This is a genomic window from Frigoribacterium sp. 2-23, from assembly GCF_049601585.1.
Taxonomy (GTDB): domain Bacteria; phylum Actinomycetota; class Actinomycetes; order Actinomycetales; family Microbacteriaceae; genus Frigoribacterium.
In genome coordinates this window covers 2,002,237-2,019,021 of sequence record NZ_CP187126.1, presented here as the reverse complement: position 1 = coordinate 2,019,021, position 16,785 = coordinate 2,002,237, and the positions used below count along the sequence as shown (strand labels likewise).

At 63.0% G+C, this 16,785-nt stretch carries 14 protein-coding genes and 1 pseudogene; 6 read left to right on the top strand and 9 right to left on the bottom strand.

Annotated features, from left to right (window positions below; genetic code table 11):
* Positions 1 to 197: 197 nt before the first annotated feature.
* Both ACPEEZ_RS09470 and ACPEEZ_RS09465 read left to right on the top strand, forming a co-directional pair.
* Positions 198 to 347, top strand: a pseudogene (locus ACPEEZ_RS09470) (DapH/DapD/GlmU-related protein); the annotation flags it as partial.
* A 44-nt stretch (positions 348 to 391) separates the two neighbouring features.
* A complete protein-coding gene (locus tag ACPEEZ_RS09465; RefSeq protein WP_423917956.1) occupies positions 392 to 1,465 on the top strand; it encodes a glycosyltransferase family 4 protein in 1,074 nt (357 codons plus the stop codon).
* Positions 1,466 to 1,498: 33 nt separating this feature from the next.
* Here the strand turns inward: ACPEEZ_RS09465 and ACPEEZ_RS09460 are convergent, their stop codons facing one another.
* From ACPEEZ_RS09460 to ACPEEZ_RS09430, 7 genes are all read right to left on the bottom strand, one after another.
* On the bottom strand, positions 1,499 to 2,860 hold the full coding sequence (locus ACPEEZ_RS09460) for a hypothetical protein (RefSeq protein WP_423917953.1): 1,362 nt from the start codon (positions 2,858 to 2,860) through the stop codon (positions 1,499 to 1,501).
* Between the two features lie 196 nt (positions 2,861 to 3,056).
* Complete coding sequence (locus ACPEEZ_RS09455; RefSeq protein ID WP_423917950.1) at positions 3,057 to 4,001, bottom strand: hypothetical protein; 945 nt, start codon at positions 3,999 to 4,001, stop codon at positions 3,057 to 3,059.
* A gap of 302 nt (positions 4,002 to 4,303) precedes the next feature.
* Positions 4,304 to 5,257, bottom strand: a complete 954-nt coding sequence (locus ACPEEZ_RS09450; RefSeq protein WP_423917948.1) for a glycosyltransferase family 2 protein — start codon at positions 5,255 to 5,257, stop codon at positions 4,304 to 4,306.
* Between the two features lie 112 nt (positions 5,258 to 5,369).
* Positions 5,370 to 6,476 (bottom strand): glycosyltransferase family 4 protein, encoded by a 1,107-nt coding sequence (locus tag ACPEEZ_RS09445; RefSeq protein WP_423917945.1) that lies wholly within the window; start codon positions 6,474 to 6,476, stop codon positions 5,370 to 5,372.
* Positions 6,473 to 7,546 (bottom strand): glycosyltransferase family 4 protein, encoded by a 1,074-nt coding sequence (locus ACPEEZ_RS09440; RefSeq protein WP_423917942.1) that lies wholly within the window; start codon positions 7,544 to 7,546, stop codon positions 6,473 to 6,475. The genes ACPEEZ_RS09445 and ACPEEZ_RS09440 overlap by 4 nt, the downstream gene beginning before the upstream one ends.
* A gap of 15 nt (positions 7,547 to 7,561) precedes the next feature.
* Positions 7,562 to 8,635: a glycosyltransferase family 4 protein gene (locus tag ACPEEZ_RS09435; RefSeq protein WP_423917939.1), complete on the bottom strand. Its 1,074-nt coding sequence runs from the start codon at positions 8,633 to 8,635 to the stop codon at positions 7,562 to 7,564.
* A 30-nt stretch (positions 8,636 to 8,665) separates the two neighbouring features.
* Positions 8,666 to 9,760 carry a glycosyltransferase gene (locus tag ACPEEZ_RS09430; protein WP_423917936.1) on the bottom strand — a complete coding sequence of 365 codons (1,095 nt, stop codon included), beginning with the start codon at positions 9,758 to 9,760 and terminating at the stop codon, positions 8,666 to 8,668.
* A 132-nt stretch (positions 9,761 to 9,892) separates the two neighbouring features.
* On the opposite strand from ACPEEZ_RS09430, the gene ACPEEZ_RS09425 reads away from it, so the two are divergent.
* From ACPEEZ_RS09425 to ACPEEZ_RS09415, 3 genes are all read left to right on the top strand, one after another.
* Positions 9,893 to 11,695, top strand: a complete 1,803-nt coding sequence (locus tag ACPEEZ_RS09425) for a DUF4012 domain-containing protein (RefSeq protein ID WP_423917933.1) — start codon at positions 9,893 to 9,895, stop codon at positions 11,693 to 11,695.
* 63 nt (positions 11,696 to 11,758) lie between these two features.
* Positions 11,759 to 12,280 carry a hypothetical protein gene (locus ACPEEZ_RS09420; RefSeq protein WP_423917931.1) on the top strand — a complete coding sequence of 174 codons (522 nt, stop codon included), beginning with the start codon at positions 11,759 to 11,761 and terminating at the stop codon, positions 12,278 to 12,280.
* Between the two features lie 118 nt (positions 12,281 to 12,398).
* Positions 12,399 to 13,130 (top strand): hypothetical protein, encoded by a 732-nt coding sequence (locus ACPEEZ_RS09415; protein ID WP_423917928.1) that lies wholly within the window; start codon positions 12,399 to 12,401, stop codon positions 13,128 to 13,130.
* On the opposite strand, the gene ACPEEZ_RS09410 is transcribed toward ACPEEZ_RS09415, so the two are convergent.
* Positions 13,063 to 14,040 carry a VanZ family protein gene (locus ACPEEZ_RS09410; RefSeq protein WP_423917926.1) on the bottom strand — a complete coding sequence of 326 codons (978 nt, stop codon included), beginning with the start codon at positions 14,038 to 14,040 and terminating at the stop codon, positions 13,063 to 13,065. The two genes, ACPEEZ_RS09415 and ACPEEZ_RS09410, sit on opposite strands and share 68 nt — an antisense overlap.
* A gap of 85 nt (positions 14,041 to 14,125) precedes the next feature.
* Between ACPEEZ_RS09410 and ACPEEZ_RS09405 the strand changes: the two genes are divergently transcribed.
* Positions 14,126 to 15,637: an MFS transporter gene (locus ACPEEZ_RS09405; RefSeq protein ID WP_423917923.1), complete on the top strand. Its 1,512-nt coding sequence runs from the start codon at positions 14,126 to 14,128 to the stop codon at positions 15,635 to 15,637.
* Here the strand turns inward: ACPEEZ_RS09405 and ACPEEZ_RS09400 are convergent.
* The gene (locus ACPEEZ_RS09400; protein ID WP_423924225.1) at positions 15,634 to 16,464 is read right to left on the bottom strand and encodes an inositol monophosphatase family protein; all 831 of its coding nucleotides are present in this window, start codon (positions 16,462 to 16,464) and stop codon (positions 15,634 to 15,636) included. The two genes, ACPEEZ_RS09405 and ACPEEZ_RS09400, sit on opposite strands and share 4 nt — an antisense overlap.
* Positions 16,465 to 16,785 lie beyond the last annotated feature (321 nt).

Here is a 16,785-nt window from a genome sequence, read left to right as displayed (position 1 = left end):
GGATAGCTCTCGAGACAAGGAACGGCGCCAGGCTACAGATCGGCAACGGCGGCTTGATCAATGCAGGTACGACCATCACGTGCCACCGGCAGGTGACAATAGGCGATGCCGTCAAAATCGGAAGCTTCGTGTCCATCTCTGACTCAGGGGCGCACGAGGTTGCCCCCGGAGAAGGCACACGCCTGGCACCCGTGCGAATCGGCAACAATGTGTGGATCGGTCGAGGGAGCTTTATAGGGCCGGGTATCACCATCGGCGACGGCGCCGTTATTGGGGCGGGTTCCGTCGTTACCAAAGACGTCGACCCATTCTCAGTAGTGGCAGGTAGCCCGGCGCGTCTCCTCCGCAACCTCCAGCCCACGGCCCTCACTCGAGAGTGAAGTCGAGAGGAATGTCGAAACCCAAGGTCCTCCTCGGCTGCAACGCTCACAGAGATGCTAATGCGGGTGTTGCCGGAACAGTTTTAGACATAGGCGCGGCTCTAGAACGCCACGGCTGGGAAGCGCACTTCCAATTCGCCAAACCGAACACCGATCCGCGAATCGAACGTCAGATGACGTACTTGCGTACCGTCGCGAGTGCACGACGAGTCAAGCCTCGCGCGGCCATCATTGCGAGCGGCGATGGCGCACTCTTCCCTCTGTTGCGGCCTGGGCTGCCCCTTATCGTCCATTCGCACGGACTAGAACACATGGTTAGAGCTGCATGGGATGCCCATGAACTGCCTCACACCTTCGGCCTGGGACACCGCTACTTGAGAGAACCGGCGGTTGGCTTCGCTTCACGTCGAGCGGATGCCGTCGTCGTGCAAACGAAGGGGCAAGCCGACTTCGCGATAGAGATGCTCCGCGTGCACCGAGATCGGGTCCACGTCATTCCAAACTCGGTGACTCGCGACTTCTTCGACATCGTCCCCACGGGTGACACTCGCCCGACAGTTATTTGGGTAGGTAGCTGGCTTTCTAGTAAGGGGAGCCTGTGGATGCCTGACGTGTTGGCTGACCTGCTCAGACGAATTCCGGATGCGCACCTGCACCTCGTGGGCACCGGCGTATCAGAGTCAGACGTGAGAGCTGACTTCTCGGGGGGCCAGCAGCCCCACCTGTCGGTCACGAGTCGTGCCTCTCGGGACGAACTGAAGCACGCTCTCGCCGGAGCCAGAGTCGGCCTTTTTACTAGTGCCTTCGAGGGCTTCGGCCGGGCGCCTTTGGAAATGGCAGCTGCCGGGCTTCCGCTGGTGTCGACCGACGTCGGCGTCGCCTCGGACTTGGTAAAGGCCGGTGAAACGGGCGCGCTAATAAAGTTCGGCGCCGTTCACGACGCTGCTCTCCGTGTCGCCGATTACCTGATCAACCCCGACATTGCTGCAAAACATGGTGCTGCCGCGCGACAGCTGGCGCATCGATTCGAAGCGGAGCGTGTAGGCGCGGAATGGCACGAACTCGTCAGCTCAGTGGTTCACTGATCCCGCAGGTCTCTGTAACGAGCCCTCTGCGACTCAGGCTGCCAAGCGCGAGTGTGCGCGGAGGTCTCTATCGAGTCCGGGGATGACACCGACCTTGGGGCGACGCGAAGCGAAGGCTAGGACGCTTCCGAACACCACCCCGATGACGATGCCGAAGAGCGTGTCGAAGATCGGGCCGAAGAATGCCTGAACGCTGATGAAGATAGCGCACAACGAAACGGACTCGGCGTGATTGTCAACGATGTTCCTTAGAGCAAGCCAGGTCACGACCAGGAAAAGCACGAGGAGGCATGACGCCGGAATTAGCCCAAACCGAAAGAGGGTGCTGACGAAGAGATTGTCGGCGTTGGGTAGGTTCGGATTGCCAATGATGTACTTCAAGGGATTACCGACACCCGAGAAGAGACGGACACGGGCTACGAACGAGTCGTCCTGTGCGGAAAAACCTGTATACCTGTCCGTAGTCAAAATCGTCGATGAGCCTCCAAAGCGGGAAAGAATCGCCTTGAGCAGGTAATATGCGCCAGCCAGGAACGCAACGAGAAAGACACGCTGGAGGCCACGAGCGCGGATAAGGATCATGACAACTGCGGCAATGGCAATTCCCACGAGGGCGGAACGCACTCCCGAGAGGAGAAGGGGCAAGGTCAAGAAGCTTCCCAGGGCAATCCAGATGAGACGTTGACCGAGCTGACGTTCTACGACAGCGCTCGCCAAGCACATGGTGATGACGAGGCCCAGGAACAACGCATAAGGGCCGGGTGATTCCGACGCCCCGAATATCCGGACCTTGAGAGGCTCTGGTTGCCCGATGCTGGTCAGCTGGCTCGTGATCATCCACGCGCGATCCCACGTCGGAAGAAAAAAGAACTGGATGATCCCGTAGGTCCCGGCAAGGATCGATACGACAGCCAGCATGGTCCGGATTGGATTCCACACCGGTGCCAAGCGGCCATCACTAAGCACCCAGGACAGAAGCAGCGGCACGATGAGAAGACCAGCAAAGAACAAGGCGCTGATGCTGAACGCACCGCGAAGGATGACCGTAGCGGCAGTGCCGACAATGACTCCGCCGATCAAGCCCCTAGCGAAGACGTGGCGTGCTATCACTCTCCCATTTGACCAGCTTGCCGCGATAACAATTGCGACCAAGAGTATGGGAAGCAGAATGAGGGGATCGGCATCGGTATAGCCCTTTTCCCCACCGGTAAGCCGACGCACAAGGCTGAGTGTCGGAACGAGAAAGACGGCGAGCGCAATGATACGCGTGCGGTCGAGCAGAATGAACGCAATGGCCAGGCCGAGAACAACAAGCGTCATCTGTATGGGCAAATATAGGGCAGCAAAGACCGCAAAAACCGCCGCAATCGTGCAGAGGCTATAGAAAATGCCCATGCGCAACGGGCTCGTGCCGCTCCTAGCCCTGGTCAAAGGGATACACGTCATTGCTAAGTAGCTGCCTTCTCGTGCCTGCATGTAGGTATTAACTCCCTCATTCTATTTGTCTGGCGCACTAACAAGAAGTGATGGCTGTAGGCGAGAAAAGTCCGGATGCACCCCAGTGTCGCGCAAGCAAGGGATGACTCTGGCGTCATCGTTTCTGAGCCAGGGTCCAGATGGTCAGTCGAGTGAGGGAGAACAATAGAATCGCTAATGCCATCGAGGCGCTGGTAATTGCTGCGTTGGTGGCAAGCAGGGCGATTGCCGTAGCAAGCACTATGAGACCGGCCACGGAGGCGAAGATCAGCGTGGTCGCGGATTCTTTGGCGGAATCCGCGAGAACACGAAGAGACCACTGGTCACCCACGGTTTGGGCGAGCACCAGAATAATGACAACCGCAGTAAGGCCGTCAAAGGTGGGCCCAAAGAGACTTCGGCCGAAGAAGTGAACAACGATGACTATGCAGGCGCCCGATACGAGTGAACAACAGACTCCCAATATTGAACGCCGTCGCAGGAATTCTTCGCTTTCTGCACCACTCAGACGTGTCAGTCTCGAGTACGCGAGATTGTTTAGCGCTTCGGTCAGTCCGGCGGATGCTGCCGCGCAGGTCACCGCCAACGAGTAGACACCAACCGTTGACGCTTGGCTGAGCGCAGACAGGGCCACCTGATCTCCGCGGCCTCCAATGGCATCCAACGCACTCGTACTCCAATACTTGAGGCTGAAGTCCCAAGGAACCTTGGTCGACTTCGATCGTCGGCCATTTTTCATGGCAAAGATGCACCCCAGGGCGACCGCGATAAGTTGGCCCGCGAGCATGATCACGTAGGCGGATACGAGAGATAGCAGGCCGGTGAAGAACGCCACGATGATGCCGACCGACGGGAGCATAAGAACGGAGGCGCGAGTGATGTTGAAGAAGACGAGGCGGCCTTCAAGAAGCATTAGTTCGACGCCCACCTGCCCCACCCCTGACAGGACGAGGGCTATGGCACTTGCTTTTATGCCCAATGCGATTCGCGAATCGCCGTTCGATAACGAATCTGCCAAGACGACGGCGAGAATGGCGCACGCCACACCCAAGAAGAACACAATGAGGACGCCAGCCCCGGCGACATGACCCCGCTTGGATCTCTGAAGTGCCAAGCCTCGGGGGAGCCCAAGAAACCCAACCCAAGATAGGAGCTGAAGCGTTACGAAAGCTGCGGCTAGGACTCCTCGGCCATCCGCGCCTACCGTACGGGCTAGAAGGGGGGCCGAGACGAGGCTCAGGGCTGTGCCGGCGTAGGTCACTCCTGCCGTCTGCAGGATTGCGCGAAGGTCTCGAACATGGAGCCGAGCCAAGGTGCTCCGGAGCGGCCCCTTGGACGTCTGCTTTCCCTCGTCGCGCTGCATCAACGTTTGACCGTCTTCTCCTGGCGAGCAAACCGCAGTCCGGCTGATAGTCCTGACATAGATCCCGCGAAACGATCGAACGCCAGCTTGTCTCCACGGAGGAGTAGAAAGACAAGGGCTGCAAATCCGCAATTTATTCTCGAGCCAATCAGGACAGACCTCAAGACGTAAATGGCGATCTCGTGCCTCGAGAAATTTAGGGCGACGGCGGCCGACTCATTCAACTTCATGATTCGTGTTCTGTGGCGGTCGTAAGTCAGTCGTTCGTCGCCTACGGGACGTGACGCTGGGAAGTGGTCGACTTGAATCGAGGGATCGTAGAGGCCTCGGTAGCCCTGACTGAGGATGCCGAAAGTTAAGAGAAGCTCATTGTTCGCCTGAGCTCCCTCGCCCGCAACTAGTCGAGCCAAGTCGAGATTCTTCGCTGGGGCTCGCCGCACACTCATGTTGGCCCCTTTAGCGATCTGCGCCGGCCTGGCTGACCCTTTTCCTAGATGGTGATTTCCGATGATGCGACCCCGAACGAGAAGGCCCACGACGAGATTCTCGCTACCGGAGTTTCGGTCTGCGTTGACGTTGTCTCGTCCACCGACAAAACCTAAGTCATCATTGCCGGCGTAGGTGCCCCGGATACGCTTAACCCAGTCGGGAAACGCCTGTGCATCATCATCGACGAACGCCACAACATCCGAGCAAGCCGCTTCAATTGCTGCCTGGATGGCAAGTGCAAGTCCTGGCTTCTGAACGAGTACTAATCGAACGCCAAAGTCCTCGGCGACCGTCTGGGTTTCCTTATCGGTTGTCTGTGCAACGACGATCGTCTCATCGGGCGAACTGGACTGCGCCGCGATAGCAGCCAGGCAATCACGAAGAATCGATGGGCGGCCGGCGCTTGCGACGGCGACTGTGACGGATGGCGTCTTGAGCGATTTCCGCGACGTGCTCTCTCTCATCAGGTCGTGAGACGGAGCGGCGAAATTGACAAGGTGGCTTTCGACTGCATACCTCCACCGTCGAGCACCAGCCTCGCTAGGGCTTCGACTTCAGCTTCATCGCTCATTGTCTTCATCTCGTCGACTCCGCACTCGCCTTGATAATTTGATTTTCGAGAAGTTCCGTACAGGCAGAATCGGTGAAGGCATGGACCCGTCCTGTTCCAGCTGCGGCCAACGAGTCGCCGAGATCGGGACGGTCGAGAATGGCACGAATAGCTCGTGCCATCGAATTGGCGTCGCCTGGTTCGTGAAGCAACCCAGTGACACCGTCCTCAATTATTTCGGCCGGTCCGCCAGCGCGGCTCGCGAGGACGATAAGGCCATGGGCAAGGCCCTGCACGACGACCTGGCCGAAAGGCTCAGGCCGTGTCGACGCATGCACGAGAACGTCGTGATTATCCAAGACCTGGGCCACATCCGATCGGTGACCGAGGAATCGGACGGTAAACGGAAGTTGAGACGCGCGGATCTTTAGGTCTTCAACATATTTCTCTGGCCCCATTACGGAATTGCCAGCGATCGTAAGTTCGATGTCTCGAGACGGTACCTCTTCGGAAAGGATCTCTAACGCGTCGAGAATCACGTGAATGCCCTTCCACGACACGATTCGGCTCAGGCTGAGAAGCCGCAAGGGAGTGCGTCGTGGACGCTCGCGGGGGAAGGACTCCGTGCCGGTAGCTCCCGACGGCGAATAGACAGGGGTTCCGAGGAGGCTTCTGAACCTCGCCGGAACAGTCGAGGCGGTCCAACGACTGTTGGGTAAAACAGCCGTGACTCCTACGGCGAAAACAAAGGACGTCAGCAAACGCTTTCCCCGACCGAGAGAGGCCGCATCGACGCCATCGTGGAGGATCTGAAGATGTGTCTGTGCCCTCGGTTTGAGTAGCGAGACGAAGACAGCTGCTCGGAGAGTGTTCGAAACGACGGTGCTGCTTTCGTGCGCGCGCAGAAGTCGTCGTGTCCGCAAAATTTGCTGCACCAAGTTCAATCTTTGAGGCGGCGCATCTGTGACGGCAAGCGGGTCGAAGGGCAGCCGATCGTCCAACGGCTCAAGGAAGGCAAAGGTCCAGGGGAGTCGTGCATGACGTGCGATCCGAGGCAGTGCGAGTTCCGCCCCTCCAGGCGCACTCGTGTGATCGATGACAATGACAGACGGTTGAGATGCAGCGTCGCTCATTGTGAGGCGCCCCCTTTTTGAACGTCGGGCACGTCGAGCAAGGCGTACACCTCATAAACGAGCCTGTCGGCCGACGCGGCTCTCAGCAGCGACTCCACTGCGGCTCCGCTCGTAGCGCGTTCCTCGTCCTTCATCGCGGAGCCCATCGCTAGGCGGTCCGCTAATGATTTTTCAAGATCCGCGTCGGCGACGATTGCCAACGGTGAGTCCTGATTCATCAGACCACGGATGTAGTTGCTACCGGGATTTGAGGACGCGATGACCAGTGTCTCGAGGGCTAGTGCCTCAAAGGTCGGAATACCAAAACCCTCGTAAAGCGAGGGGGCCATCAAAACCCATGACGCTCGGATTGTCGCTTGAACGTCTTTGTCTGAGGCGTCCGCTCTATGGGTTGTTGTCGGAGACCAGGACGCCGCATCCGACACCGGGCCAAAGACAGTTAGCGAGACGGGGACATCGAGGTAGCTGCTTGCCGCGGCGACGGCTTGCTCGACCATGAACCCTCGCTTCCGTCCGGCGAATGCGCCAATGAAGACGACAGACGGATGATCCGTTTTCGCAACGGAAGAGAGCGGCCTAACCGCAGTCACTGGGGGCATGAGTCGGTCGCATTGGAACGCCCCTGCGGACTCGGGCCCGACGGCGATTTTCAATGTGGCGCGTCGGGCCGACAACATCTCGGTGGCAGCGAGTATCAGGTGGTTGAGCTTGCGTAGGCCCGACGACGATCGAGCCTCCGACAGCGCCGAACCATGAAATGTCCTGACAAGAGGTGCGCGCTTGCGGGGTGAGATGGCCCAATCGTCACCGAACGAGTGAATGACGTGCGGGTTCGTCTGAGCCACCGCTCGCCTTACTCGGAACGGTGCGCCATAAAAGCGGCTCAGCCGTCCACGGGGTCTCGGGATGTAGTGCATTTGGACGCCGGGCAACGCAGCGCCTCCTTCGAACGTGATGACCGAAAGGTCGACCCGAGAACGAAGGGACTCTGCTAGCCGGTAGGCGTAGCGACCGACCCCGCCTACATGTTCGAGGTTGGGCCACTCCAACGAAACAAAAGTGACGTTCATACAGCCCTCAATTCATCAACCACTGGACAGACGCTCGTACAGGCGCACATGGTGATCGGCTACCTGGTCCCATGCGAATCGCTCAGCATGAGCGCGGCTGGACTCGGGCGACGGGAGTTCGCCGTCGAGACCGCGGATGATTCGATCCGATAGGGCATCGATATTTCCGGCGCCGACAATGAGAGTCGGGTCGAGTCCGATTACGGCATCGGGAAGACCTCCGCAGTCCGTGACGATCGTCGGACGGCCTACGGCCAGCGACTCCAAAGCGATGAGGCCGAAGCCTTCAAGACTGAGGCTTGGCACCACTGTGAACGATGCCCTCGCGTAGGCGTCTAATAGTTCCGAGTCGGTCAGCGCACCACGGAACGTGATCGAGTCACGGTGCGGCGAAGCGTTCGCAAGCGCATGCAGCTCGGTTTCGAATGTTCCCGTACCGACGATGTGTAGTTCGGCGTCGGGGTAGCGAATCACGACGTCACGCCACGCCTCGATGAGGACATCGATCCCCATACGGCGCTCCAGTCGTCGCACGCAAAGAACTATGGGCCGATCCCGAGCGACGGAAGGCGACGGCGTGAAGCGTTCGAGATCGACACCTGGCGGAATGACGGAGACTGCCTCCCATGGCGCTCCGTATTGGCTTACGAGGATGGACTTGAACGATTCCGAAAGGACGATGAAGTGATCAGCTTGTCGATAGCGCAAGCGTTCGAACGCTCGCTTTGCCATAACACTAAGAGATGAGGCGCCCGACATCTGGCTCTCCGATGCCCAAGGGCCCTGGAAGTGTACGACTGTCCGGGGCGACCCTTTGTAGCGGCGAAGCGGAGGGCCATAGAGGCAAAAGTGTCGATCGACAATGTCGACGTTTCGCGGATTAAGCAGTCGCCTCCCAGCCACGAAACGCGATAACGTGCCGCCTCCGACTGGACCCCACGAATGCGAAGCGCTGTTCGATCGCGGACTCTCTCCAAAGGCCGTGGCGTCCACGTCAACGTCGCCTCGATTGGTCAGGGACTCGAAAAGCGAACCAAAGTATCTGTTGAGTCCACCGGTCTGACTCTCGAACCACTCGGAGCCGGACATATCTACTCGCATGCAGTCATTCCCCGTGCTTTAGCCACTGATCCACCTGGCGATGTTTCGTCGGAATATGGTTTCGTCGAATTCCCACGCCCGCGCTACGGAATCTTCCGGCTTTAGGTCCGCCATGCGCTCAACCGCCAACCTCAATTCACGTTCTTCAAAAGAATCAAGCAAAATGCCGGTCACCCCGTCGATGACCGTTTCAGCGGCGCCACCGATCGAACTCGCGATGACTGCGGCGCCCGTTGCCATGGCTTCGACCGGCATGATCCCGAAGTCCTCCACGGGAGGAAAGACGTAGGCGAGTGAGCGTCGGTACAGCTCTCTGAGGAGACCTTGCGAGGGTGATCGAACGATGATGATGCGGCCAGGCTGCGAGGCTGCCAGGTCTCGGAAGCGGCCGAGAAGCGGGCCATCTCCCGCCAGGACGACGGGAAGATCGGCAGCCGTCCCTGCCCTAATGACTAGGTCGAGTCGCTTGTAAGGGATAAAGCGTGACGCTCCGAGCAAAAACACGTCTGGGAGGGCCGAGAGAAGCTCGTTGTCTGTCTCTGACAGTTCAAGCCCGGGCTCTGCAAACCGGGCCACTTCGACGGGCGGGTAGATGACCTCGCTGTCGCGACGCCACGACTGCTCAAGGCGCCTCTTTACAAAGCGGCTGATGGATGCAATCGACTTCGGTTCCTGAGCACGATGACGATCAAGGATCTTCAACGGTTTCGAAGCCGCCCGGATGAGCCCAGAGTTGCCGCGCTCGTCAAGCTCGGGGTGCCATATGTATCTCGCCGAGGTATAGGCGTAAACGAATTTGTCAGCAGATCTCGCCGGGCCTGAGAACCGCGCGTGGTGTGCAAAGAGATGCGAACTGCTCAGTATCCAGTCGGCATCAGCCCACCCGAGGTGGCGCATGGTCATGGGCATGGCGGGCAACGCAAGGCCCTTGTGTCGTCGCAGGGGAGTCTTAGAGAGCCAGGTCTCGGACACGCGATCCGGCGCGAATCGATCGGGCGCGTCGTTCCAGAGCGCTTTGATCGGCGCATCTGGAAAAACCTGGGCGAGCTGTTCGACGACTTTCTCGGCCCCTCCATGAGGTTCAAGCCACTCGTGCACGATGATGCCGCTCAAGCCGTCCTCAATTCGTTCCCTGTGAACTAGGGGCGAAACCTAGCAGGGCTACGTAACCAGAACATTTCGTCCACGGTTGCTCGCCATGCGGGAGAGCGTCGACTGAGGACGCCCGTCTGCTTGAATGAGCGCATGTCAGGGAGCCACGCCGGGGAACGGCGCGCACGACGGCTGGCTCACCCGGTCCGCTGGATCGTGCTTGGCCTCGTCATCGTCCTGGTAGCCCTCGTCGCGTGGATCGGCATCCGCGGGTGGCTGGCGTCCGAACACCTCAAGAGAGCCGTTCCGCTGGCGGACACAGTGCAATCGCAGGTGCTCAGCGGGGACGGCGCGGCGGCTCTGAGGTCCGCACGAGAGCTCCAGGGCGAGGTGCACGCGGCGCGCGACCTGACGGGCGACATCGTGTGGCGCGGGGCCGAGGTCGTCCCCTTCGTCGGCGACGATCTCCGAGCGGTCCGGCAGGTGTCCGAGGCATTGTCCGGCGTCGCGGACGACGCCATCGTCCCGGTCTCCACGATTGCCAGCACCGTCGGCGTCGATGCTTTCAAGCCCGTTGACGGCGCCATCAACCTGCAACCCCTCGTCGACGCTCAACCGGCGATTGACAAGGCGGACGGCGCGTTGAAGCGGGAACTCGCCCGCGCCTCCTCGATCGATGCCGACGGCACGGTCGGCCCGGTTCGCGACGCCGTCCGACAGCTCGTCGACGTCCTGACCAAGGCGAGCGGACAAGTCGACACGGTCGCCCGGGCCGTCGATCTCGCCCCGGCGATGCTCGGAGCCGACGGGCCGCGTGAGTATCTCGTCCTGTTCCAGAACAATGCCGAGCTACGCGCGACAGGAGGCAACCCCGGCGCGACAGCGCTGCTGCGGGCAGACGGAGGGAAGCTCTCGCTCGTACAGCAGGCCTCGTCGGGGGACTTCCCTCGCCTCGACCAGCCGGCGCTTCCGCTGCCCGTCGAGACCCAGGGGCTCTACGGTGCCATCACCGGGCAGTTCATCCAGGACGTCAACCTCACGCCGCAGTTCCCACTCAGCGCGCAACTCGCCGCCGAGATGTGGAAGCGGCAGTTCGGCACCTCGGTCGACGGCGTGCTGTCGATCGATCCGGTCGCGTTGAGCTACCTGCTGACCGCGACGGGGCCCATCACCCTGCCGACCGGCGACGTCATCACGTCGGAGAACGTGGTCTCGTTGTTGCTCAACGACGTCTACAAACGGTATGCGAAGCCCGCCGACCAGGACCTCTTCTTCGAGGGCACCGCGGCCGGCGTCTTCTCCGCCGTCTCCTCCGGCAACCTCGATCCGAAAGCCCTCGTAGCGGCCCTCGCGAAGGCCGGCGAAGAGCGCCGCGTCTATCTGTGGAGCGCCGACACCACCCAGCAGGCCCGCATTGCGGAAACGACCCTCGCCGGCGAGCTGCCCACCAGCACCGAGAAGGAGCCGCGCTTCGGCGTGTATCTCAACGACGGCACCGGATCGAAGATGGACTACTACCTCGGTGTCTCGATCGCGGTGGGGCAGGCGGTCTGCAGGCAAGACGGACGGCCGACCTACGTCGTCGACGTCACGCTGACGAACAACGCTCCCGCCGACGCGGCAACGTCTCTGCCCACCTACATCACGGGTGGGGGAGCGTTCGGTACACCAGCGGGGCTCATCAGCACGAACGTATCGATCTATGCCCCCAAAGATGGGGTGTTCGTCCAAGCGGTCAACGATGGCAAGCCTGCTGCATTGCAGACTGCGACGGATACCGGCCTGTCGGTCGCCCAGTTCCAATCAACACTCTCACCAGGGCAAAGCACGACATGGCGTCTGGAATTTCTGGGCGGGGCGGCGGGTACCGGTATGCCGTCCATCGAAAAGACCCCACTTGTTAATCAAACGGAAACAAAAGAACTCAACGTCAGCTGTGAATCTCCGCTAACTTGAGTGTGCGTCTCTTTCAACCGGGTGGCGCATCGATCGCACCACCACCAGGTTTTAGGGGATCTCGTGAAGAAAATCATTGCTGCCGCTTTGCTGGTAGTCGCCGGCGTTTTCGCCGTTCCGGCCGCCGCGCAGGCATACGTTCCGTCCACCGCCGTCTCCGTCTCGGGCAGCGCTACCGCTGGTAGCGCCGTCACCGTCAACATCGCGGCTCGTTCGTTCACCGCTGGTGAGACCGTTCGATTCGCTGTCACCGGTGAAGGCCGTGCCACGCTCGCCGCCATCGAGACCGTCACCATCGACAAGACGGCCACCGCCTCGGGTGCTGCGTCCGTCACCGTCACGCTGCCGCAGAACGCCCGCGGCACCTACTCGCTGACCGCCACCGGTGCCTCCTCGGGCAACGTCGCCACCGCCGCCCTCACGGTCGTCGCTGCCGACCGTGGTGCCGCCGGCTCCAACGGCCTCGCCTTCACCGGCTCGACCGTCCCCACGCTCGTCATCTGGGGTGCCGCCGGCGCCCTGCTGCTCGGTGTCGCACTCATGGTCGTCATCGGCCTGCAGCGCCGCGCTCGCAACAACGCGTAACTCCTAGAGCGATCGACGAAGCCCCGGGCCTGGTGTCCGGGGCTTTTTCGCGCGCCAAGGGGTATCGAACGAGCGGCAGGCGATGCAATGCTCGACGTATGACGACTCGGGGGAGATCATGACGGACAACGGCGCGACCCGCACGACGACGGCGCTGACGCCCGATCCGCTCGACGCATTCGCCTCGCGGGTTCTCTCGGTACCGTTCGGAACGCTGTCGAAGACCGAGACAGAGTTCCTCGTGTTCCGGCTCCTGGTCGAGGCCGGCAAGATCGACTTGGACTCGTCCGAATTCGTCTTGAGCAATCGCCTTCTGATGACACCGGCGCGGGTGCGCAACCTGCTTTATCGCTATGACCAGCGGGTCATCGAATCCGACCCCACGCAGCTCGCGGCGCTGGTGACGGCCGAGAACACCGTCATCGAGGCAGCCGTCGACACGCACCACGTCCGTGTGCGGTTCCGGCGGGGGTATCTCCACGAGTACGTCAGCACGCAGTTGCTTCGGCGCAATGTGATCGCCGAGGTCACCCTGACGCCCGGTCTCATGACCGTTCCGATCTTCGACCTCTTCTTCGTCTTAAGAGGCGCGTCAGCAGGAACAGCCGCCGATGCCGACGACGATGCGACGGAGGGCGCCGATCCGCGAGCCGAGTTCGACGCCGTCTGGGACCGCTTCATCACCGCCTACGACGCAGGAGACGATACCGAGTCGACGCGTCTGCGCACCGAGATCCTCAAGGACCACCTGCCCAAGGCGCTCAGCACCGCCTCGGGTCTCTTCACCATCGTCGCCAAGGTGACCGATGTGGTGACCAAGCTGCTGCCGAGCGGGGCAGCGACTCCCTGACCCGCGCCTCCTCGTCTCCGGCGTCGTGTGACCGAGACGACCCATCGCGCAGGAGGCGCGCGAGGGCCAGCGCGCCGAGCAGCGCCCCGAGAGTCGCACCGGTCGTATTCGCGAGCACGTCGTCGAGCGATGCGAAGCGCTGGGGCAGGAACAGCAACTGCCCCATCTCGATCAGGCTGCTGAGCACGAACCCGGAGGCGACGCCCCACCACCAGCGCGCGTGACCGACGAGCAGCACGACGACGAGACCGACCGGAACGAAGAAGCCGATGTTGGCACCGAACTCGACGACGCCGTAGTCGATCCAGGCCGGCATGCCGACACGATGCAGATTGGTGAGGACCCGATCGAGCAGGGGAGCGACCCCGCTGTCGACCGGGCGGGCGGTGAACGCCACGGCGGCCACGACGACGCCGTAGACCACGGCGGCACGCATGGCCAGGCGCCGGACGCGACGCGTCGGCTCGAGCCGCCCGCGGAGCGACCGGAGCGCCAGCGCCACGAGCGTGGACAGCAGCAGGCCGGCGATCGCGGCCGTCGTCAGGGACAGGAGGCGGTCGACCGTCGTCCCCGCGCCTCCTGATGTCGACAGGGGCAGGACGAGGACCGGTACGAGCACGACGAGTGCGGCGCCGGCGACGAGCGGCGCCAGGCGCCGCGTGTGCGTCGCCCGGTCGGCCAGCGGCACGAGCGGCACGATCAGGAGGGCGACGAGCGCGGCCTGCACGGCTCCGTCGGAGAACGTGAGCAGACCGACCGCGCGGGCAGCGGTCAACACCGCGGCGCCGACAGTGTGACCCAGCGCACGGAACCCGGCCGACAGCGCGAGGCCGAAGGCCACGGCGGCGACCGCGACGACGTAGAGCGCGAGCACGCGCGCGGCGACGGAGGGCGCGTGTCGGGTCGTCATCGGGTCAACGCTAGCCGTGCGTCGGTGGCATGCACCGACATCACGTGTTGCACACCCTGCAACAGGCGTATAAGGGAGTCATCCCATGACGAAGACATCCGATACCCCTGCGTCCGACTCCTCCGCGCCCGCCGACAAGCAGAAGTGGCAGGCGTTCGGCGTCTGCGTCGGGGTCGCGGCCCTGACGATCCTCGACCTGTCGAAGGTCAACGTCGGTCTGCCGAGCATCGAGAAGTCGCTCGGCGCCGGGCCCACCGCGCTCCAGCTGATCGTCGCCGGGTACGCCCTCGCGTTCGGTCTGTCGCTCGTGCCGTCGGGCCGCCTCGGCGACCTGAAGTCGCGTCGGCTCATGTTCATCATCGGGCTCTCGGCCTTCACGATCGCGAGTCTGCTCTGTGCCTTGGCCCCGACCATCCAGCTGCTCGTCGTCGCGCGCATCCTGCAGGGCGTCGCCGCGGGCATCCAGATGCCGCAGGTGCTCGGCCTCGTGCAGCAGCTCTTCCAGGGGCCGGCCCGCGGGCGGGCCTTCGGTCTGTTCGGCGCCGTGGTCGGCATCTCGACGGCGTTCGGTCCGACCATCGGCGGCCTGCTCATCGCGGTCGGCGGCCCCGAGGACGGCTGGCGTCTGCTGTTCTGGATGAACATCCCGCTCGGCATCGTCGCGCTGCTCTTCGCGATCCGCCTGCTACCGAAGACGACCACGGCGCCGAGCGGCCACAACGAGCTCGACCTGTTCGGGATCGTGCTGCTTGGCCTGACGATCCTCACGCTCATGCTGCCGTTCGTACTCACGACCGGCCAGGGCGACAACCCGCTGCGTTGGCTGTTCCTGCTCGGGTTCGTCGGCTTCGGCTTCGCGTTCGTCCGCTGGGAGCAGGCCTACAAACGCCGGGGCAAGTCACCCGTGGTGCACTTCTCGCTCTTCTCGCTGGCGTCGTATCGCAACGGGACCCTCATCGCCACCGTCTACTTCTGCGCCCTCCCGGCCACGTTCCTCCTCACGACCCTCTACCTGCAGCAGGGGCTCGGCCTCGAGCCGGTCTACGCCGGCATGGTCACCATCCCATTCGCGCTCACCTCCGCCTTCGCGGCGTTCTACGGCGGACGCATCGTGGAGCGCTACGGCCGCAGCCTGGTCGTCGTCGGCCTGTCGCTCGTCGCCGTCGGCTTCGTGGTACTGCTGCTCGCCGCGACCCTCACGCCGCGCGAGCTCACCCCGTACGCGATGGGCGTCGGAATGCTGATCGCCGGCACCGGCGGCGGCTTCGTCATCTCGCCGAACCAGACGCTGACGCTGGCCGAGGTCCCGGTCGAGATGGGCGGCGTCGCCGGATCGATGGGCCAGGTCGGCCAGCGCGCCGGCACGGCCATCGGCACGGCCGCGGCCGTCTCGACGTTCTACTCCGTCATCGCGACGTCAGGAGACTCCGGAGGCGCGAGCCTGGACGTCTATCACGCCGCGTATCGAAGTGGTTTCTTCGTGACCATCGCGTTGGTCGCGATCGCGTTGGTGCTCGCGTTGCTCGACCTGCGGGCTCGCAAGCGCGGCCGTGTCGGCGCGTCGGGTGACGACGCCGCGGCCGCTGCCGCCGGCTAGCGAGCCGCGACCGCGCTCAGCAGCGCGTCGTGCAGCAGCCCGTTCGACACCATCGCGCTGCCGTGCCACGGTCCGGGTTCGCCCTCGGCACTCGTGAACGTGCCACCGGCCGCCTGCACGATCGGGATCACGGCTGCCATGTCGTACGGCTGCAGCCCGAACTCCCCAGCCAGGTCGAGGACGCCCTCGGCGACCATCATGTACGACCAGAACTCGCCGTAGGCGCGCGTCCGCCAGACCGTGGTCGCCAGGTCGAGCAGTTGGTCGCGGCGGCCCGCCTCGAGCCAGTACTCGAGGCCGTTGTAGCTCAGCGAGGCGTCGGCCATCGCGGCGACGCCCGACACGGCGAGCCGGCGGGGTGTGGGGTCGGAGTCGAGCGTGCCGAACGCGCCGCCTCCTGCGGAACCCCACCAGCGCCTCCCGAGGGCCGGGGCGCTGACCACACCGAGGACCGGGACACCGTCGACGACCAGCGAGATGAGCGTCGCCCAGACGGGCACACCGCGGAGGAAGTTCGCGGTGCCGTCGATTGGGTCGACGATCCACTGGCGGTGCGAGGCTCCGTCGTCGCCGTACTCCTCGCCGTAGAAGGTGTCGTCGGGGCGCTCGGCGGCGATCCCGGCGCGGATGGCCCGCTCGACGGCCTGGTCGGCGTCGGTGACGTGGGTGCGGTCGGGCTTCAGCGTGACGTGCAGGTCGGCGCTGCGGAACCGCTCGGTGCTGATCGCGTCGGCCGCATCGGCGAGGGCCAGGGCGAGGCGGAGGTCGTCGTCGTAGGAGTCGTCGGCCGAGACGTCGGACGCGGTGGGGACGGCAGGAGGCTCGATCGGATCGGTCACGGAGCCAGCCTACTGAGGGCCCGCCGCGCCTCCCGAACCCCGTTGCGGAAGGTGAACCCCGTTCGAACGGGGTTCACCTTCCGCAACGGGGTTCGCGGGGGAGTGCAGGCACCGCCGCTGCGGGTGCTGCGGTTCAAATCGTAGGACGGTGGAGCAGGAACGCACGCCGGGCCGGGCGTTCTGCGGTTCGAACCGTAGGAGGCAGAGGTGAGGACCGCGGGGAGGCCGGGGGTCCTGCGGTTCGAACCACAGGAGCTCGTGAGCGAAAGCACCCTCCGCCCGAGAGGGGAGCAGCGCGACACCGCGCAC

What these genes read in the sequence shown, in the direction of transcription:
- ACPEEZ_RS09465 (WP_423917956.1), top strand. Translation starts at nt 392, where the DNA reads ATGTCGAAACCCAAGGTCCTCCTCGGCTGCAACGCTCACAGAGATGCT.
- ACPEEZ_RS09460 (WP_423917953.1), bottom strand. Translation starts at nt 2,860, where the DNA reads ATGGGCATTTTCTATAGCCTCTGCACGATTGCGGCGGTTTTTGCGGTC.
- ACPEEZ_RS09450 (WP_423917948.1), bottom strand. Translation starts at nt 5,257, where the DNA reads ATGAGAGAGAGCACGTCGCGGAAATCGCTCAAGACGCCATCCGTCACA.
- ACPEEZ_RS09445 (WP_423917945.1), bottom strand. Translation starts at nt 6,476, where the DNA reads ATGAGCGACGCTGCATCTCAACCGTCTGTCATTGTCATCGATCACACG.
- ACPEEZ_RS09440 (WP_423917942.1), bottom strand. Translation starts at nt 7,546, where the DNA reads ATGAACGTCACTTTTGTTTCGTTGGAGTGGCCCAACCTCGAACATGTA.
- ACPEEZ_RS09435 (WP_423917939.1), bottom strand. Translation starts at nt 8,635, where the DNA reads ATGTCCGGCTCCGAGTGGTTCGAGAGTCAGACCGGTGGACTCAACAGA.
- ACPEEZ_RS09425 (WP_423917933.1), top strand. Translation starts at nt 9,893, where the DNA reads ATGTCAGGGAGCCACGCCGGGGAACGGCGCGCACGACGGCTGGCTCAC.
- ACPEEZ_RS09415 (WP_423917928.1), top strand. Translation starts at nt 12,399, where the DNA reads ATGACGGACAACGGCGCGACCCGCACGACGACGGCGCTGACGCCCGAT.
- ACPEEZ_RS09410 (WP_423917926.1), bottom strand. Translation starts at nt 14,040, where the DNA reads ATGACGACCCGACACGCGCCCTCCGTCGCCGCGCGCGTGCTCGCGCTC.
- ACPEEZ_RS09405 (WP_423917923.1), top strand. Translation starts at nt 14,126, where the DNA reads ATGACGAAGACATCCGATACCCCTGCGTCCGACTCCTCCGCGCCCGCC.